The sequence below is a fragment of the Sphaerisporangium sp. TRM90804 genome (assembly GCF_029846175.1).
Lineage (GTDB): Bacteria > Actinomycetota > Actinomycetes > Streptosporangiales > Streptosporangiaceae > Sphaerisporangium.
The window spans coordinates 93,638-110,511 of sequence record NZ_JARWAC010000025.1 but is presented as its reverse complement, the minus strand read 5'-3'; the positions used below and the strand labels follow the sequence as shown (position 1 = coordinate 110,511).

Annotated in this window: 11 protein-coding genes; 4 read left to right on the top strand and 7 right to left on the bottom strand. The window is 71.7% G+C overall.

What is annotated here, in order from left to right; genetic code table 11:
- Positions 1-34: 34 nt before the first annotated feature.
- The 3 genes from PYR91_RS28530 to PYR91_RS28520 form a co-directional block, all read right to left on the bottom strand.
- Positions 35-775, bottom strand: a complete 741-nt coding sequence (locus PYR91_RS28530) for an aspartate/glutamate racemase family protein (protein WP_279784677.1) — start codon at positions 773-775, stop codon at positions 35-37.
- Positions 775-2,418, bottom strand: coding sequence for an NCS1 family nucleobase:cation symporter-1 (locus PYR91_RS28525; RefSeq protein WP_279784675.1), 1,644 nt, complete (start codon positions 2,416-2,418; stop codon positions 775-777). The genes PYR91_RS28530 and PYR91_RS28525 overlap by 1 nt, the downstream gene beginning before the upstream one ends.
- 238 nt (positions 2,419-2,656) lie before the next feature.
- Complete coding sequence (locus PYR91_RS28520) at positions 2,657-3,997, bottom strand: cellulase family glycosylhydrolase (RefSeq protein WP_279784673.1); 1,341 nt, start codon at positions 3,995-3,997, stop codon at positions 2,657-2,659.
- Positions 3,998-4,294: 297 nt separating this feature from the next.
- Here PYR91_RS28520 and PYR91_RS28515 point away from each other — a divergent pair, with 297 nt between their 5' ends.
- The gene (locus PYR91_RS28515; protein WP_279784671.1) at positions 4,295-6,112 is read left to right on the top strand and encodes an adenylyl cyclase; all 1,818 of its coding nucleotides are present in this window, start codon (positions 4,295-4,297) and stop codon (positions 6,110-6,112) included.
- A 6-nt stretch (positions 6,113-6,118) separates the two neighbouring features.
- On the opposite strand, the gene PYR91_RS28510 is transcribed toward PYR91_RS28515, so the two are convergent.
- Both PYR91_RS28510 and PYR91_RS28505 read right to left on the bottom strand, forming a co-directional pair.
- The gene (locus PYR91_RS28510; protein ID WP_279784669.1) at positions 6,119-9,457 is read right to left on the bottom strand and encodes a hypothetical protein; all 3,339 of its coding nucleotides are present in this window, start codon (positions 9,455-9,457) and stop codon (positions 6,119-6,121) included.
- Between the two features lie 5 nt (positions 9,458-9,462).
- Positions 9,463-10,653 (bottom strand): TIR-like protein FxsC, encoded by a 1,191-nt coding sequence (locus PYR91_RS28505; RefSeq protein WP_279784667.1) that lies wholly within the window; start codon positions 10,651-10,653, stop codon positions 9,463-9,465.
- A gap of 253 nt (positions 10,654-10,906) precedes the next feature.
- Between PYR91_RS28505 and PYR91_RS28500 the strand changes: the two genes are divergently transcribed.
- The 3 genes from PYR91_RS28500 to PYR91_RS28490 all read left to right on the top strand — a co-directional run bounded on the left by PYR91_RS28500 (position 10,907) and on the right by PYR91_RS28490 (position 14,543).
- Positions 10,907-11,791, top strand: a complete 885-nt coding sequence (locus PYR91_RS28500) for an alpha/beta hydrolase (protein ID WP_279784666.1) — start codon at positions 10,907-10,909, stop codon at positions 11,789-11,791.
- 28 nt (positions 11,792-11,819) lie between these two features.
- Positions 11,820-13,124 carry a PP2C family protein-serine/threonine phosphatase gene (locus tag PYR91_RS28495; RefSeq protein WP_279784664.1) on the top strand — a complete coding sequence of 435 codons (1,305 nt, stop codon included), beginning with the start codon at positions 11,820-11,822 and terminating at the stop codon, positions 13,122-13,124.
- A gap of 198 nt (positions 13,125-13,322) precedes the next feature.
- Positions 13,323-14,543, top strand: a complete 1,221-nt coding sequence (locus PYR91_RS28490; RefSeq protein WP_279784662.1) for an endonuclease Q family protein — start codon at positions 13,323-13,325, stop codon at positions 14,541-14,543.
- Positions 14,544-14,575: 32 nt separating this feature from the next.
- Here PYR91_RS28490 and PYR91_RS28485 read toward each other — a convergent pair whose 3' ends face one another.
- Both PYR91_RS28485 and PYR91_RS28480 read right to left on the bottom strand, forming a co-directional pair.
- Complete coding sequence (locus PYR91_RS28485) at positions 14,576-15,721, bottom strand: hypothetical protein (RefSeq protein ID WP_279784660.1); 1,146 nt, start codon at positions 15,719-15,721, stop codon at positions 14,576-14,578.
- Positions 15,722-15,830: 109 nt separating this feature from the next.
- Positions 15,831-16,814 (bottom strand): helix-turn-helix domain-containing protein, encoded by a 984-nt coding sequence (locus tag PYR91_RS28480; protein WP_279784658.1) that lies wholly within the window; start codon positions 16,812-16,814, stop codon positions 15,831-15,833.
- Between the last annotated feature and the right edge of the window lie 60 nt (positions 16,815-16,874).

The window sequence follows — 16,874 nt, the reverse complement described above, 5'->3', positions numbered from 1 at the left end:
AAGAATGGCGTGCAGCTATCCGCCGGAGTACCGCTCAGGTGGCGGTCGTGAATCCTCGCAACAGGCCCGAGTACCGCTTGGGCACGGGCGGCGCGAACTCCCCCCGGGTGCTCGTCCGCAGCCCGAGCGCGACGAGCGACTCGACCAGCTTGGTGGCCGCCGTCACCCCGTCGATCACCGGGAAGCCGAGCTCGCGCGAGACGTCCGCGCAGAAGGCGGCCATGCCCGCGCAGCCGAGCACCACCGAGTCGCTGCCGTCCGCCTCGACGGCCGCGGCGCACAGCGCGGTCACCACCCGGCGCGCGTCGCCGTCGGGGCGGTCCAGCTCCAGCACGGGGATGTCGCAGGCGTGCACGCCCCGGCAGGCGGCCGTGAAGCCGTAGCGGTGGGCGAGGTCCCAGGCGCGGTTCACGGTCCTGGAGAGCGTCGTCACGACGCTGAAGCTCCGCCCGACCAGGGTGGCGGCGTGCATGGCCGCCTCGGCGACGCCGACCACGGGCCCCGACGCCAGCTCGCGGGCCGCGTCCAGGCCCGGGTCGCCGAAGCAGGCGACGACGTAGCCGTCCATTCCCACGCGCTCGCCCGCCGCGATCTCCGCGAGCAGCCCGGGGACGGCGAGGGCCTCGTCGTAGTGGCTCTCGATCGACTCCGGCCCCATGACGGGGCTGACGGCCACGATCTCGGTGCCCGGCGCCGCCACCGCCCGGGCGCAGCGGCCGATGGACTCGGTCATGGCCCGGGCGGTGTTGGGATTGATCACTTTGATGCGGGTCATCAAGCCGGCCGGGCCGCTCCGTCCGAGGCGGCCTCAAGGTCGCGGTCCAGGTCGCCGATCCGGGGCGAGGCGCGCTCCAGAAGGAGCATCGCCACGAACCCGAGGCCGCAGCCGATGAACCAGCTGTAGTCGGCGATCCAGGTGAGGTCGGCCGTCGTCAGTTCCAGGTCGAGCAGCAGCTTGGGAACGAGCACCGAGGCGATGGCCGGCAGCCCGCTCGCCACCGTGGCCCAGACCGCGTTCGGGTTGTAGCCGCCGCGGAACCAGTAGCGGCCCGCCCGGTCGAGGGTGAACAGCTCGTCCACCCACACCCGCTGCCGGGAGCACACGTAGTAGCCCGCGATCAGGATGCCGAACAGCGGCCCGATCAGCGCTCCGAGGAGGCCGAGCGTGTAGTGGATGGCGTCCGGGTTGCCGTACCAGTTCCACGGGGTCAACAGCACCGAGCCGACCGCCGCGATCATGCCGCCGGTGCGCCAGCTGATCCGCTGCGGGTTGACGTTGGAGAAGTCGAAGGCCGGGGAGATGAAGTTCGCGACGATGTTGATGCCCACCGTCGCGATGACGAAGGTCAGCCCGCCGAGCAGGATCGCGAACGGCGTGTCGATGCGCTGCACGGTGTGGATCGGGTCGGTGATGAGCTCGCCGAACACCGGCACCGTGGCCGAGGCCGTGATCACCGTCAGCAGCGAGAAGAACAGGAAGTTGACCGGCAGCCCGAGCAGGTTGCCCTTCTTCACCGCCGCGAACGAGTGCCCGTACCGGGAGAAGTCCCCGAAGTTCAGCATCGGCCCGGAGAAGTAGGACACCACCAGGGCGATGGCTCCCAGCATGACCGGGATGGACTCGGCGAAGCCGAGGCTCTCGCCCTGCGACAGGTCGAGGCTGATGTTCTGCCACCCGGCGCGGCTCACCAGGTAGACGGCGAGCACCACCATGACCACGTACACCGCCGGGCCCGCCCAGTCGATGAACCGGCGGATCGCCTCCATGCCCTTCCAGAACACCGCCGCCTGCGCCACCCAGAGGATCGCGTAACAGATGTAGCCCAGGGCCGAGAGCCCCAGGAAGCCGTAGGCCCGGGGGTCGTTCAGCGTGGCCGTCGCGGGCCAGAACTTGAGGAAGATGATGATGAGCGCCTGGGAGGCGAGGTAGGTCTGCACGCCGTACCAGGCGATCGCGATCAGCCCACGGACGATCGCGGGGATGTTCGCGCCCAGCACGCCGAACACGGCGCGGTTGATCACCGGGTACGGCACGCCGGTCATCTGGCTCGGCTTGGCGACCAGGTTGCAGAAGACGTTGACGATGACGATGCCCGCGATGAGCGCGAACAGCACCTGCCAGCTCGCGAGGCCGAGGGCGAACAGGCTGCCCGCGGTGACGTAGCCGCCGACGCTGTGCACGTCGGACATCCAGAAGGCGAAGATGTTGTACGACGACCAGGTCTGGCGGCGCAGCGGCGCCAGGTCCTCGTTGGCGAGCCGGGGGTCGTAGCCGGGCTTGATCAGGCCCGCCGTGGGCGCGGGCTCGTCGAACTCCGCACGCTCGGCCACACCGGCCGGTGCGGTGCCCGGCGGCGCGGTGACCGCGAGCAGATCATGGGGGTGGCTGGGCGGAGGGGACACACCGGGTTCGGTCATTTCAGCATCCCTTGGCGTAAGGGGGTGGACTGGAATGTCTGATCAGGGACCGGCGGACGGGGGCACGCGCTGTCGGGTGGACGATCAACCGATGGCGTGAATGTATTACGCGGCGATCGGTGGGTAATTTCGCCCGCGTAAATCCCTCGTGACGCCCCAGAACCACCGAAACGGCGTGGACCACCCGTGAACGACGAGGAGGCCGGCACCCCCGTGCCGGCCTCCTCTCGGGTTCGGCTCAGAAGTCGTCGGCCGTGCGGATCCGGTCACGGATCCAGACGCCGGCCTCCTTCAGGCGGGAGGTGCCCGTCCACGGGCCGCCGGCGTTGCAGGTGCCGGTGGTGAAGACGGCTCCGGAGCGGTGGTCGTCGGAGAAGTTCCAGTTCACCCAGCTGATCTTCTTGCTCGCCATGAGGTCCAGGTACTGCTGGGAGCGGGTGAAGTCGTTGGCGCCCTCTCCCGCGTAGTCCTGCGTGCCGAACTCGGTGACGAACATGGGGATGCGGTCGGCCGCCCGCGACAGCGCGTTGAGGTACTCGGTGCCGTGCGAGGCCGCGTAGAAGTGGAAGGTGTACATGATGTTGGAGGCGTTAACCGGGTTGGCGATCACCTCCGACTCGGTGGCGCCGTCGGAGACGCCGAGCGACGACCAGGCGCGGGTGCCGACCAGCACGACGCCGTCGGGGTCCTGGGCGCGGATCACCGGGATGACCTGCTCGGCGTAGCCCTTGACGGTGCTCCAGCTCACGCCGTTGGGCTCGTTGGCGATCTCGTAGATGATGTTGGGCTTGCCCGCGTGCCGCTGCGCGATCTCGTTGAAGAACGTCCTCGCCCGGGCCAGGTTGAAGTTGGGGTCGCCGGGGCTGAGCATGTGCCAGTCCACGATCACGTACATGCCGCGCGCGCTGACCTGGTCGATGAGCGAGTGCATCAGGTCCGTGAAGCGCCGGGGGTCGGTCTCGTACCCGTCCTCCTGGATGTACATGGACAGCCGGACGACGTCGGCCTTCCAGTCGGTCGCCAGAGCGTCCAGCGAGCCGTTCGTGAGGCACTGCCGGTACCACTGCAGGCCGTGGCTGCTCATGCCGCGGAGCTGGATCTGCTTGCCGTTCTTGTTGCACAGCTTGGTGCCGCAGACGCGCAGCTGCCCGTTGGCGGCCACCGGCGTGGTGCCGACGGGGGGCTGCCCGCCGCCGCCGTCGCAGGAGGCGCCGTTGAGTGCGCAGTTGGCCGGCGTGCCCGTGCCGTTGACGACGAACCCGAAGGTCGTCCTGCCGCCGGGGGCCAGGGTGCCGTTGTACTCCCGGTTCCTGAACGTGTACCGGTTGCCGGAGGTGGTCAGCAGGGCGTCCCAGTAACTGCCGACGCTGGTGCCGGCGGGCAGGTCGAAGGCGACCGTCCAGCCGTTCAGCGTCGAGGTGCCGGTGTTGGTGACCGTGTACTGACCGCTGTAGCCGCCGCCCCAGCTCTGGGTCTTGGCGAAGGCGGCGGTGTCGGCGTGCGCGGCCGACGGGGTGAGCAGGGCGAGCAGCAAGGTGAACAGCCCGGTGAGCACCAGGCCTGGCGCGGTGCGCCGCATCATCACTCCTTGAGGGGGCGGGTCCTGTCACGTTCTTTATCTTTAGGAAAGTTTCCTAACTTGCAAGCGACCGTAAGTGCTCGGGTAAAGCCGCGCAAGGCCCAAAGTCACCGAACCTGTCGTAACGAACCGATCTGAACGGACGTCAAGTGTTCCCGGGCACTGGCGTGGGCCGCGGTAACCGGATAGAAACAATGCGTCCCCTTTCTTCGGAGCCTGACATAAGCCCCGCACCGAAAAGAGAGCGCTCTCTTGACAGTGCGGGTGGCGGCACCCCCCTTCCCGACAGGCAGGTCGATGACGAACACCCATGACCACGGCGCGCGCGAGACCACGCGCGGCCCCAGGACCACCTTCCTGACGCGCCTCCTCGCGGTGACGTCCGCCGCGGCGGCCCTCGCCGCCACCGGCCTGGTGACGGCGGCCGGCACCGCCACGGCCGAGACGCACCGGGAGCCCGACTTCGGGCCCAACGTCTTCGTGTACGACCCGTCGACGCCCGCCGCCGAGATCCAGGCCAAGTTCGACGCGCTCTTCGCCCAGCAGGAAGAGAACGAGATGGGCACCGACCGGTACGCCATCCTGTTCAAGCCCGGCCGGTACGACGTCAACGCCAAGCTCGGCTACTACACCACCGTCGCCGGCCTCGGCAGGTCGCCGGACGACGTCGACGTCAACGGCGCCGTGCGCGTCATCGGCCAGTCCGACCCCGACTCCGCGGCCGGCATCTCCTCGCTCACCAACTTCTGGCGCTCGGCCGAGAACCTCTCGGTGACGCCGACCGACTGGTCCAACCAGTGGGCGGTCTCGCAGGCCTCGCCGATGCGGCGCGTGCACATCCGCGGCACCCTGTGGCTGGAGCCGGGGAACGGCGGCTACTCCAGCGGCGGGTACATCGCCGACTCCAAGGTCGACGGGGTCACGATCAACGGCTCGCAGCAGCAGTGGCTGACCCGCGACAGCGTGCTCGGCGGCGACTGGACCAACGGCGTCTGGAACCAGGTGTTCTCCGGCGTGACCGGCGCCCCCGAGCAGGGCTTCCCCGACCCGCCGTACACCACGCTGGCCACCAGCCCGGTGACCCGCGAGAAGCCCTACCTGTACGTGGACGACCGCGGCTCCTACCGGGTCTTCGTCCCCGCGCTGCGCCGCGACACCTCGGGCACCACGTGGGGCGACGGCCGCACCGAGCAGGGCACCTCGCTGTCCATCCGCGACTTCTACATCGCCAAGCCCGGCGACGGCGCCAGCCGCATCAACCAGCAGCTCGCGCGCGGCAAGCACCTGCTGCTCACCCCCGGCGTCTACCACCTGGACCGGGCGCTGCGCGTCAAGCACAAGAACACGGTGGTGCTCGGGCTCGGCATGCCCAGCCTGGCCCCCGACACCGGTGACGCCGCGCTGCGCGTCGAGGACGTCGACGGCGTCCGCGTCGCGGGCGTGCTCGTCGACGCCGGGCCGCGGCGGTCGGACGTCCTGGTGGAGGTCGGCGACCGCCACAGCCGCCGCGACCACGCGTCCAACCCGATCTCGCTGCAGGACGTCTTCTTCCGCATCGGCGGCCCGTGGGTCGGCAAGGCCACGACCAGCCTGGTGGTCAACAGCGACGACACGCTGATCGACAACATCTGGGCGTGGCGCGGCGACCACGGCAACGGCATCGGCTGGAACCAGAACACCGCCGACACCGGCGTGGTGGTGAACGGCGACGACGTGACCGCGTACGGCCTGTTCGTCGAGCACTACCAGAAGTGGCAGACGATCTGGAACGGCGAGCGGGGCCGCACGATCTTCTACCAGAGCGAGATCCCCTACGACCCGCCGAGCCAGGCCGCCTGGAACAGCCCGACCGGCAAGGGCTGGGCGTCCTACAAGGTGAGCGACCGCGTGCGGACCCACGAGGCCTGGGGCCTGGGCGTCTACTCCTACTTCAACCAGGGCGTCGACATCCGCGCCGACCGGGGCATCGAGGTGCCCAAGAGGCCCGGGGTGCGGTTCCACGACATGGTGACCGTCTTCCTGGACGGAAGCGGCGGCATCGAGCGGACCATCAACGAGGCCGGCACCCCGGTCGTCGGCTCCTACGGCACGAGCACCATCGTCAGCTACCCGTGACCTGACTCACTCCTCCGGCGCCCGGTCCGAGCTTCTCGGGCCGGGCGCCTCCATGCCCGCTCCCTCCTGGGCGAGCCACTCCTGCAGCAGCGCGTGGCGGAACTGGTACGTCGAGCCGTACCTGCGCAGGACGCCCCTGCGATGCGCGTCCTCCAGGAAGGCCATCAGCCGCAGCGGCAGCACTCTGCGGGCGGCCAGCCACCAGCGGGTCAGCACGAACCAGAACCACGCGCTCCTGCCCAGCGCGAATGCCACGGCGAACGTCGCGAGCGTCAGGGCGACGAACCCGCCGGCCGCCGGGAAGCTGCCCGGCGGCAGGCCCACGAGCGAGTACGCGACGCCGAAGGCGAGCGGCACCGCCGCCATCACCACGGTGGCGGCGCGGTCGCGCCGGAGCACGGTCGCGGGATCGTCCGCTCCGGCCAGGTCGGCACGGACGAGAAGGTACGAGCGCCGAGACGAGCGGACGTGCGGGCGGACCGAGACGAGGCGTCCGGCCGAGAGGCGACGCACGCTGGACGAGACGCCGACCCTTCTTCGTGACGAGAGCGCCAGCCGGCGCGGGAGCGGCGGCGAGGGGACCACGACGGCCGCGACCGCGCCCATCACGCCGAGAGCCGCGCCGAGCATCCACCCTCGATCCCAGCCGAGGAGCGACGGCAGGCCCGCGACGGTGTGCAGAACCCACTGCACCGGTGCCCCCAGCAGGCCGACGGCCACCGCGAGCACGACCCGCGCCACCGGGGACACGGCCTCACGCAGCCGCCACCATTCCAGTTCGGTGCTCTGCCGCCGGGACATGAGAGCCGCCAGGAAGGCCAGCGTCCCGGTCGCCGCCGACGGCTCATACCACGGCCCGCCGGGGTCGACGCCGGGAACGACTCGCTGATAGGCGCTGGGGATCAGCCTTCGCAGCAGATGCCGCTCGATCGCGAGCTGGGAGGGGAAGACGAACCGGTCGAGCAGTTCGGCCGGCTCGGTCGCCGGAGGCGCGTAGGTGTCGCGCATCAGCCACACCATAAGCGGCGTGGACAGCACCCTTGCCAGAGGGCTCTCGGGATGTTCGGTCAGTTGGGCGAACACCGGCTCCCAGCGGCGGTCCAGGGCGATGCTCGTCCGGGCGAGGAACCGGGCCGCCTCGGCGGGCGGCACCGGCTCCAGCTCGATCACCGCCGCACGGCGCAGCGGGACGCCGGTCGCCGCCACCATCGATTCGTACTCCCGCGTGCGCGAGGTCAGCACGAACGAGCGGCCCGTGGTCGCCTCGTCGAGCACACTCACCGCGCGGGCCCGCGCGGCGTCGGGCAGCTCGTCCAGCCCGTCCAGCAGGGGCAACACACGTTCGGCGCGCAGGAGCTCCATGGCCTCCTCGATGCCCGCATCGCCACGCATCACGAAGACGTAGTCCTCCACCAACCGGCGAGCCACCCAGGTGGAGAACGGCTCCTCGTGCGGGCGCCAGGAGGCCAGCGCCAGCACCACGGGCACCGGACCGGAGGCGTCCGCGAGCAGCTCGTCCGCCAGCACGGTGACGCACGTGGTCTTCCCCGCGCCTGGGGCTCCGAGCACGACGAGCTGCCGGTGCGGCAGCCGCAGGAACGCCTCCGCGAGCGACCGGGTGTCACCGGCCAGCCGGAGCCCTTCCCCCGAGGACGCGCCCTCCGGCGACGCCTCGTCCAGGATCGCCCAGGAGGTGGGGGACACGGGACGGCGGGTCGCCGACCATCGCAGCCGCAGGCCGAGGTTCCCGTCGATCCGCGCGCCCCACGTCTCAAACCTCGTCCGGGCGAGGACCGCCCACCGCAGCTCCCTCTCCAGCCTCCGCAGCTCCGGAGGGAGGGACTCGCCGGGAGACGGAAGGCGTGTCTCAGGGGTCTTCGGGCCGTCCTCGTCGCGCCGGGCGGCCAGCACTCGGAGCAGCGGCTCGACCCCTTCGGGACTCAGCTCACCGATCACCACGGGGGCCCGCTCGCCCTGCAGGAACTCAGGCAGGTCGGCGGCGGAGCCGCCCGGCAGCACGACGGGCACCAGACGGCGGGTCAGCGGGCCGGCCCAGTAGGCGTCGCGCACGACGCGCGGCGCGGACGCCTCGCCGTCCTCGCCGTCGCCGGCCTGGGTCAGGTAGGCGGGCGAGGCGACCACGGCGACCAGATCGGCCCGGCCGAGCTCGGTGGCGAGCCACGCGCTCCAGCCGGGCCGCCGCTGCCCCGGGGCGTGGTCGAGCCGGGCGTCCACCCCGTGCTGCCGCAGCAGGAACCACAGCTCGCGGACGCGCTCGAAGTGCTCGGCGGACTCGTAGGCGTAGGAGATGAACACCCTGGGCGTGTTCTTCCCCGCACCCCCCGCCCGGGGCGGCGCGGCGCGCTCGCCCGCGCCCGCCCGGACGAAGCGGTCGAGCAGCGCGCGGCGTTCGTCCTCGGGCGGCGGCCCGGCCAGCTCGGTCACCCGCCCGTCGGTCAGGTAGCCGGCGATGCGCTCGGTGGCGGCCAGGATGGTGTTCTCCTGCCGGGGTCGGTCGCCGACGGTGGCGAGGATCTCCTCGTACGCGTAGTAGCTCTTGTACGGGACCTCCACCTCGCCCCAGTACCGCTCGGGATCGGGCACATGCGACAGGAACCGGCCGAACCGGCCGCGGGCGTAGTCGCGGCCGGCCTCCAGCTTCTCCTGCTCTCCGTCCTCCACCCGCATGGGCACCGGGAAGATGCGCAGCTGCTCGGCGTGCCGCTGCCGGTGGATCGACGTCGCGACCGCCGCCGCGCCGTCGACCGCCTGCGTGCTGAAGGTGAAGCAGTTGACGAGGATGTCGGGAAGCTGGACGGTGCAGATGCCCGCCGTGTCGCTCAGCCCGGTGCGGCTGTCGATGAGCACGTAGTCGTACCGCCCCCGCATGTCGCGCCTGAGCGCCTCCAGGAAGGCCCCGCCGCTGAGGCGGTCGTAGAAGTTGCCCCAGTCGAAGCTGCTGACCAGCGCGGAGTACGAGGCGTCCTGGCGACCCGCGGGCACGAGGTCGACCGTGCCTTCGCCGGGGAAGGCGTGGTCGAGCGACATGGCGTACGGCGAGACGCGGGCCAGCCGCTCGTGCCAGCCGGGCTCCTTCGAGCCCTCGGGGTCCATGGCGGCGGTCGCGAACTCCCAGACCAGGTCGATCACCCCGCGCGACAGACGCAGGTCCTTGTCGGGCAGGAAGGGATGGAAGAACCGGTGCAGGCCGGGCGCCTCCAGGTCCCAGTCGACGACCAGGACGCGCAGGCCGTTGCTCGCCAGGATCCAGGCGGTGTTGGCCAGGCTCATGGAGCGGCCGGTGCCGCCCTTGTAGGAGTAGAACGTGATGATGGGCGCGGCCATGGTGATCAGCCTCCCGGCCCCGCCAGGATCGGGCGCGGGATCGCGGCCCCCGCGACCCGCCGGGCCACCTCGTCGCGCTTGACGATGCGGGCGCGGATCTCGACCAGCACCTGCGCGAGGATCTTCTCGAACTCCTCCATCGACTGGATGTCGTCGCAGTACTCCGGCGGGCCGGCCTCGGCCCACCCGCCGAGGCTGAGGTACAGCCGGTCGCGCACGGTGTCGTCGGGCGGGTCGGCGGCGTGCCAGGGCACCAGCACGGCGATGTTGCCCGAGCGGCGCCCGTCGAGCCACTCCAGGACGGGCCGGCGCCCGGCGAGGCCGACCGCCCACGGGTCGAGCAGCAGCACCATCAGCTCGTTGCGGGCGCGGGCGTGGTCGAGGAGCTGGAACAGGCTGTCGTCGGCGGGGCGGAGCGCCGAGATCATGCGCTGGGCGGTGGCCACCGCCTGCGCGCGCAGGGCGATGGGGTCGGGGCAGGCGGGGTGGTACGGCCGCCAGTCGTCCCAGTCGTCACCGTAGGAGTCGACCGTGGCGCGCATGACGCGCATCTGGGCGCGGTCGCCGGCCGCGACGACGAAGGTGACCCTTTTGGGGCCGCTCACCGGCCTGGGCGCCCGCCCCGGGCCACCGGCGAAGGCGTCGGGCTGGGTCTCCAGATCGACCTCGGCGCCCGGAAGCGGCGCCTCGCCGGCCGCCGCCATGATCATGATGGTGAACCTGACGAGGAAGTCCTGGTAGCGGCTCTCGTTCTCCTTCAGCTGCATCAGGTAGCGCAGGCCGTAGTCGAGGTACTCGGCCCCGAACTTCGCGCGCGTGTCCTCGATGGCCCGCGCGGTCTCCGGAGGGTCGGCGGGCAGCGGCACCCACCACACCGGCACGATGGCCGCCGCCGCCTCGCCGGTCGCGCGGCGGTGCGCGGCGAGTCGCTCGCCGAAGACGTGCCACTCCTGCCCGCAGTAACGGCTGGAGAAGTAGCTGGGGGAGTAGACCGGGACGAACACCTTCGACACGGCGAGCGCCTTGCCCGTGGCCGTCGACCACAGCGTTCCGGGCGGCTGCTCGACGTCCAGGAAGCCCGTCTCGGCGTGCGGGATGCCGGCGCGGGTGGCGAGCTCGCGGCGCAGGTCGTCGTAGAAGCGGTGGAGATACACGTCGGCGGCGTCCACCCGCGCGTAGCTGAAGAAGAAATGCACAGCACCTCACCAGCCCGGCGACCCGCGACCCGACCCAGCGACCCTATCCGAAACCGATGACGGGAAAGCGGGGAAAACGGAGAAGCGGATTACCGGCAAGGGGCTCTGATCGGAGGCCGGAAATCCGCCGGACGGTCACGTCGAACGCGAAGGCTCGGCTGGACGACGCGAACGGGGATGTCGAGCACGCGCTCGCGGCTCCGACTCCCGGTATACACGTCTGGGAATTCCGACGATCGAGGAGATCGCCCTCATGACCGACACGAAGACCGGCACCCTGACGGCGCCGGGCGCGACGCTGCACTACGAGGTCGGCGGCTCCGGCCCCGTGCTGCTGCTGATCTGCGGCGGCGTCTACGACGCCGCCGGCTACGCGAGCCTGGCCGGGGAGCTCGCCGGCCGGTACACGGTCGTGCGGTACGACCGGCGCGGCAACTCGCGCAGCCCCCTGGACGGCCCGCCCGAGCCCCAGCGCCTGGAGGTGCACGGCGACGACGCCCGCCGCGTGCTGGAGGCGGCCGGCGTCACGCCGGAGCGGCCCGCGTACGTCTTCGGCAACAGCTCCGGCGCCATGATCGGCCTGGAGCTGGCCGCCCGCCACCCCGGGCTGGTGAGCGTCCTGGTCGCCCACGAGCCGCCGCTCTTCGAGCTGCTGCCCGACCGCGAACACTGGCGCGCCGTCATCCGCGACGTACAGGACGCCTTCGTCAAGGAGGGCGCCGGGGCAGCGCACGCGGCCCTCGCCGCCGGGCTGGAGATGCGCGGCGGCGAGGCGTCCGGCGACCAGCCCGAGCGCGTCCCCGGAGGCGCCGAGGCGCCGGCCGGCGAGCCCGACCCGGAGACCATGGCCATGCTGGGCCGCCTGGAGAAGAACGCGGAGTTCTTCATCGGCTACGAGGTGCCGCCCTTCGCCACCTACACCCCCGACCTGGCCGCGCTGCGGGGATCGGCCGTGCGGGTGGTCGCGGCCGTGGGCGAGGCGTCCGCGGGCGAGCCGCCGTACCGGGCCGCGTGCGCGGTCGCCGAAGGGCTCGGCACGCGCCCGGTCGTCTTCCCCGGCGATCACGGGGGCTTCGGCGGCCACGCCGCGCCGTTCGCGGTCAGGCTGCACGAGGTGCTTTCCGGCATCGCCGGTTGAAGTTCGCCATGAGGTGAATCATGGGGGGATGAGCGAGAACCCAGCCGGCGCCCGCCGGCCCGCCTCCCGGAGCGGCACGGTGGACGACGACGGCCCCGGCGGCGTGGAGCGAATGCTGACGGGGCTGTTGCAGGACAGCCACCAGGTCGCCCTTGAGGGGGTTCCCTCGCTGGTCGGCGAGCACGCCGCGAAGGCGGGCCTGCACGAGGTGCTGATCTACCTCACCGACCTGCAGCAGACCACGTTGCGCCTGCTCGCCGCGCACGGCGCGGGAGCCGGCGAGGGCGCGGGCGGCGATCCGGGCGCGTCCGAGAGCCTCGACGACCTGCGCATCGACGGGACGCTCGCCGGGCGCGCCTTCCAGGAGGTGCGCATCCTGTCCAAGCACGACGCCGACGGGGCCGTGGAGTGGTGGTGGGTGCCGCTGCTGGACGGCACCGAGCGGCTCGGCGTGCTGCGGATACGCGCGAAGGACGCCGACGAGCACGCCGTCGACGCCATGCGGCATCTGGCGTCCGTGGTGGCGTTGATGGTGGTGAGCAAGCGTGCCCTCAGCGACACCTACGCCCGGCTGGTGCGCACCCGTTCGATGCACGTGGCCGCCGAGATGCAGTGGACGCTGATGCCGCCGCTGACCTTCGTCGACGACCAGGTGGCGATCGCCGCCATCATGGAGCCCGCCTACGAGGTCGGCGGCGACGCCTTCGACTACGCCATCGCCGGCGACACCGTCCACCTGGGGCTGTTCGACGCGATGGGCCACGACGTCTCGGCCGGGCTGACCGCCTGCCTCGCGGTGGCCGCCTGCCGCAACAACCGGCGCCAGGGCGCCGACCTGATCGCCACCAGCGAGGCGATCGAGCGCGTGCTGATCGACGAGTTCGGGCGGGGAACCCGGTTCGTCACCGCCGTCCTGGCCAACCTGGACACCGTCACCGGGACGCTCACCTGGGTCAACCGGGGCCACCACCCGCCGGTGGTGATCCGCGGCGGCCGGTGGGTGACCACCCTGGAGTGCCGGCCCTCCCACCCCATGGGGCTCGATCTTCACGTCCCGATCACGCTCTGCCGCGAGCAGCTGGAGCCCGGAGACCGGGTGATGTTCTACAGCGACGGCGTCATCGAGGCGCGCAACGCCGAGGGCGAGGAGTTCGGGCTGGAGCGGTTCGTGGACTTCGTCATCCGGCGCACCGCGGACGGCCTTCCGGTCCCCGAGACGCTGCGCCGCCTGGTGCGCGGCGTGCTGGACTACCACGACGGCAACTTCCAGGACGACGCCACGGTGCTGCTCGCGGAATGGCACGGCTCCGCCGACCGCGACATGAAGATGTGACGGAGACCTCGGAGCCGCGATTCGGCTCGCCCGCTGCTCATACGCTGATTCGGCCCCTCGGCCTTTCGGGCCGCCAGAACCCTGCCGGAGAACGGCCGTACGCGCCATTGCGGGGTGTGGCACGATGTCGCGGTGCCTTTCCATGCCGATTTGCATATGCATTCGAAATACTCGCGAGCCTGCAGCGGAAACAGCGATTTGGAGCATCTGACATGGTGGGCCCGGCGCAAGGGCGTCACTCTGATGGGCACCGGCGACTTCACCCACCCGGCGTGGTTCGGCCGGTTGCGCGAGAGCCTCGTCCCGGCCGAGCCGGGGCTGTTCCGCTTACGCGACGACCTCGACCGTGACGTCTCCCGTACGCTGCCGGCCGGTGTGGCCGCCCGTGAGGTGCGGTACATGCTGTCGGTGGAGATCTCCACGATCTACAGCCAGGGCGGCCGTTCCCGCAAGATCCACCACCTGGTCTACATGCCCGGCTTCGACGAGGCCGAGGCGTTCAACCGCAGGCTCGGCCGGGTCGGCGACCTCGGCTCCGACGGCCGTCCCGTCACCTCGATGAGCTCGCGCGACCTGCTGGAGACGACCCTGGAGTGCGGTGACGGCGCCTACCTGGTGCCCGCCCACGTCTGGACGCCGTGGTTCGGCGTGTTCGGCTCCAAGTCGGGCTTCGACTCGCTCGAAGAGTGTTACGGCGACCTGACCGGCCACATCTTCGCCCTGGAGACCGGCCTCTCCAGCGACCCGGCGATGAACTGGCGGGTCTCGGCCCTCGACGGCTACCGCCTGGTCAGCTACTCCGACGCCCACTCGCCCCCCATCGTGGGCCGCGAGACCACGGTGTTCGACACCGACCTCGACTACTTCGCCGTCGAGCGGGCCCTGCGAACCGGCGCCGGGCACGCCGGGACGATCGAGTTCTTCCCCGAGGAGGGCAAGTACCACGTCGACGGCCACCGCAGGTGCGGCGTCCGCGTGGACCCGGCGGAGACCCGGAGCCTCGGCGGCGTCTGCCCCGTGTGCGGCAAGAAGCTCACCGTCGGCGTCCTCAGCCGCGTCGACGACCTCGCCGACCGGCCGGAGGGCTTCCGCCCCGAGGGGGTGCCGGGCTTCCGCAACCTCACCCCGCTCCCGGAGGTCGTGGGCGAGATCCTCGGCGTGGGCCCGAAGAGCAAGAAGGTCGGCGCGGAGGTCGAGCGCCTGATCACCGCGCTCGGCCCCGAGCTGGAGATCCTGGCGGAGCTGCCGGTGGACGACATCGCCGTCCACTCCCCCCGCCTGGCCGAGGCCGTCGCCCGCCTGCGCCGCGGCGAGGTCACCAAGGAGCCCGGGTACGACGGCGAGTTCGGCACCATCCGCGTCTTCGAGCCGGACGAGCCCAAGGAGCCGACCGCGGAGGAACCACCCACCCTCTTCTGAACACCAGCGCCGATCGCGCCCCGGCGGGCTCGTCAGGAAGAGCAGCCGTCGGCGGCGACCCGCGAGAGGTCCAGCACCGTGTAGCGGTCGCCGCCGGACTTCCAGTAGAGCAGCGGGCCGGCGGGCGCGGATCCGCCGAGGTGGATCTGTTCCGGCCGGCCGTCGGTCGCCGCGCTCGCGGAGGGATCGAGGAGGGCAGAGCGTCCCGTGCAACGGTCGTACAGCACGGTCGCGGTTCCGAGGGTCCCCACCGGTCTGCCCATGGTCGTGACCATGAACGCCCCTCCCTGGACGAAGGGCGGATCGAAGAAGCCGAACCTGTCGCGGACCAGAGCCTCCTCCATGTGCACGCCGGGCGTGAGCGTCCTGCCGGAACCGTCCACCCGCTGCGTGACGACCCGCGTCAGCTCGTGCGCCTTGGGGGTGAGCTCGCTGACGCACCACTCGGCGCCGCAGCGCCGGGACCCCCCGTCCATGGCGGCCACGGCCCTCCGTTCGCCGGTGGCCAGGTTGAGCAGCCCGTCCTCCTTGTCGTACGCCCACGGCCACGAGGACATGTAGTCGTACCCCTCGGTCTTCACCCGCCGCACCGCCCCCCCGGAGATCGGGACACGATGCACGAGAGCGCCGCTCCACCAGACGACGTGACCGTCCGCGATCTCGAAACCGTCCAGGGCGCTCGGCGAGAACCCCTGGCCCGGGAACTCGGTGAGCAGCTCAGGGGCACCGCCGGAGACGGGCATGACCCAGATCTGTATGCGCGGCGGATCCCCGTCGCCTCTCACGTTCGCCATCCACGCGACACGGCCGGCGCCGCTGGCCGCTTTCGCGATGCGATGCCCGGCGGGGCCCTCCGGAACCCTGGCCAGCACGCGGTGCGCCCGGGTCCGCGGGTCGTATCCCACCAGGACGGGATGGGTGCTGCTCGGATCGGCCAGCAGCACCTCACGCTCGCCCAGCATGGCCACCGGCCGCACGGCGCGGACGCCCGAGATCCGCGCCGGCGTCTCGAAGAACGCGTCCGGCCAGACGTCGCCGGCCGGCGGGAGACTCGGGGCCGTCGGCGGGGCCGCGGACCGGGCCGGCGGCTCGTCCGCGGACCGGCACGCGGAGAACGTGCCCGCGAGCATCACAACCAGCAACGGCACCAGAACGCGCCCGTACCCCGTCTGCCCCATGACCGGTACGACGTACGGCCGGACCGGCGGGTTCCTCCGCGGCCATATCGATATGCCGGCCCGCGCGCCCGACGGGCCGCCCCGGGCCGGGTTCGCGTCCCCCCGGCGGTCACGTGCCGGCCGCCTCCGGCGTCATGCGCGACTGGGTGAGGCGGTAGTGCGCGGGCGGGATGCCGTAGCGGGCGGTGAAGGCCTGGCGCAGGGTCTCGGTCGTGCCGAAGCCGCAGCGGGCGGCCACGGTGGCCATGGGCAGGGAGGTCGAGGTCAGCAGGTGGGCCGCCGCCTCGGCGCGAGCCTCGCGTACGAACCTGCCCGGGGTCTGGCCGAGGTGCCGCAGGAACAGCCGTGTCAGGTGCCGCTCGCTGACGCCCGCCCCGGCGGCCAGCGCCGCGACCGACAGGTCGGCGTCCAGGTGGCCGGTGACGTGGTCGACCACCCGTCTGACCAGGCTGTCGGACGGCGGCGGCGCGGCGGTGAACATGCTCATCTGCGCCTGGTTGCCGGGCCGCTGCAGGTAGGTGACGAGCTGGCGGGCCACCGTCCGCGCCAGCTCGGGACCGTTGTCCTGCTCGATGAGCGCGAGCGTCAGGTCGAGCGCGCTGGTGACGCCGGCCGAGGTGTAGACGTCGCCGTCGCGGATGAAGATGGGGCCGGGATCCACCCGCACCTCCGGGTGGCGGGCGGCGAGCGCGCCGGCCCAGCGCCAGTGGGTGGTGGCGCGCCGGCCGTCGAGCAGGCCGGCGGCGGCCAGGATCCACGCTCCGGTGCACACGGACGCCACCCGGCGGCTCTCCCGCGCCAACCGGCGGACGTGCGCGAGGACCAGCCGGTCGGCCGCCGCGTCCTCGCTGCCGCTCCCGCCGGACACGAGCATCGTGTCGACCGGCCCGGTGACCCGTTCGAGCCGCTCGCCGGCCTGCAACGTGACGGTCGGCCCGCAGTCGATGGGCCGGGCTCCCGGCGTGGCCAGGCGCACCTTGTAGTACGGGGCCGCGCCGTACCAGTTCGCGCACTCCAGGCTCGCCACCACGCAGGCGATGTCGAGCAGCTCGGCGGCGTCGTACCCGACGATCACGAAATGCCGCGGTTCCATGGTTCGACTGTAGGCCGGAAAGACCGGCTGCCCAAGATTCCGGACCTCCACGCTCACCTT

What these genes read in the sequence shown, in the direction of transcription:
- PYR91_RS28530 (WP_279784677.1), bottom strand. Translation starts at nt 775, where the DNA reads ATGACCCGCATCAAAGTGATCAATCCCAACACCGCCCGGGCCATGACC.
- PYR91_RS28525 (WP_279784675.1), bottom strand. Translation starts at nt 2,418, where the DNA reads ATGACCGAACCCGGTGTGTCCCCTCCGCCCAGCCACCCCCATGATCTG.
- PYR91_RS28520 (WP_279784673.1), bottom strand. Translation starts at nt 3,997, where the DNA reads ATGCGGCGCACCGCGCCAGGCCTGGTGCTCACCGGGCTGTTCACCTTG.
- PYR91_RS28515 (WP_279784671.1), top strand. Translation starts at nt 4,295, where the DNA reads ATGACGAACACCCATGACCACGGCGCGCGCGAGACCACGCGCGGCCCC.
- PYR91_RS28510 (WP_279784669.1), bottom strand. Translation starts at nt 9,457, where the DNA reads ATGGCCGCGCCCATCATCACGTTCTACTCCTACAAGGGCGGCACCGGC.
- PYR91_RS28500 (WP_279784666.1), top strand. Translation starts at nt 10,907, where the DNA reads ATGACCGACACGAAGACCGGCACCCTGACGGCGCCGGGCGCGACGCTG.
- PYR91_RS28495 (WP_279784664.1), top strand. Translation starts at nt 11,820, where the DNA reads ATGAGCGAGAACCCAGCCGGCGCCCGCCGGCCCGCCTCCCGGAGCGGC.
- PYR91_RS28485 (WP_279784660.1), bottom strand. Translation starts at nt 15,721, where the DNA reads ATGGGGCAGACGGGGTACGGGCGCGTTCTGGTGCCGTTGCTGGTTGTG.
- PYR91_RS28480 (WP_279784658.1), bottom strand. Translation starts at nt 16,814, where the DNA reads ATGGAACCGCGGCATTTCGTGATCGTCGGGTACGACGCCGCCGAGCTG.